Genomic DNA, 1,107 nt, shown 5'->3' with positions numbered 1-1,107 from the left:
GGAGTGCCGACCATGCCGTCGCCGACCGCCGCCAGCACCGCGATGTCCGGGGTCACGTTGACGCCCTGGGCCTGGCCGTCGTCGATCGCCTCGGCGAAGGCCTCGACCACCGCCGCGCGCCCGGCCTCGGCCTGGGCCTGGCGCACCACGCAGCAGATCGAGTGTTCCGAGGAGCCCTGCGAGATCATGATCACCGAGACCCCGGCCTGGCGCAGCGCCGCGAACATGCGTTCGGCGGTGCCGGGCACGCCGATCAGGCCGGCTCCGGACAGCTCCAGCAGGGCCAGGTCCTCGGCCAGGCTCAGGCCCTTGACCGGGGTTCCGTGCAGCCCGTCGGGTCCGCGCGAGACGGTGCTGATCAGGGTGCCCGGCGCCTGCGGAGCCCGCGAATTGCGGATCCGGATCGGCAGCGCGTGGCGGATCGCCGGCGCCATCGTCTGCGGATGCAGCACCCGGGCGCCGAAGTAGGCCAGTTCGCAGGCCTCCGCGTACGACAGCATCGGCAGGCAGACCGCGTCCGGCACCAGTCGCGGGTCGGCCGACAGCACGCCGTCGACATCGGTCCATATGGTCAGTTCGTCGGCCCCGAACAGCACCGCGAAGATCGCGCCGGAATGGTCGCTGCCGTTGCGCCCCAGCGTGGTCGGACGGCCCTGCGCATCGCTGGCGACGAAACCGGTGACGACGACGTGTTCCTGCGGATGCCGTTGCCGCCATCGCGCCAGCCGGTCGCGGGAGGCTTCCCAGTCGACCGCGACGCCGAGTTCGCCCGGATGCACGCACAGCACCTCGCGCGCGTCCAGCCGGGCCCAGCCGGCGTCCTCGCCGCCAAGCGCGGCGTGCAGCAGGTGCGAGGACAGCACTTCGCCGAGGCCATGGACCCAGGCCCGGTCGCTGTCGTCGCCGTGCCCGGCGGCCAGCGTGGCCAGGCGCTCGCGCAACCCCTCCAGCTCGTGCTCGAGCGCGGCCTTGGCCGCCCCGGCGACGGCGGCATCGGGGAGCAGGGCGTCGGCGGTGTCGAGATGGCGTTGTACGAGCAACGTCCAGTCGGGTTGCCAGTCGCGCAGGCCGCAGGCGGCGTCGGCGAGGGCGACCAGGGCGTCGGTG

1 protein-coding gene is annotated in these 1,107 nt (G+C 73.5%); it reads right to left on the bottom strand.

Going from position 1 to position 1,107, the window contains the following annotated elements; genetic code table 11:
- The coding region (locus FKV24_RS04670) for an aspartate kinase (RefSeq protein WP_141481546.1) at window positions 1–1,107 on the bottom strand (1,107 nt) is incomplete at both ends.

The sequence above is a fragment of the Marilutibacter maris genome (assembly GCF_006546735.2).
Taxonomy (GTDB): domain Bacteria; phylum Pseudomonadota; class Gammaproteobacteria; order Xanthomonadales; family Xanthomonadaceae; genus Marilutibacter; species Marilutibacter maris.
The sequence above is the reverse complement of the archived record's forward strand: the minus strand, read 5'-3'. Positions and strand labels throughout refer to the sequence as shown.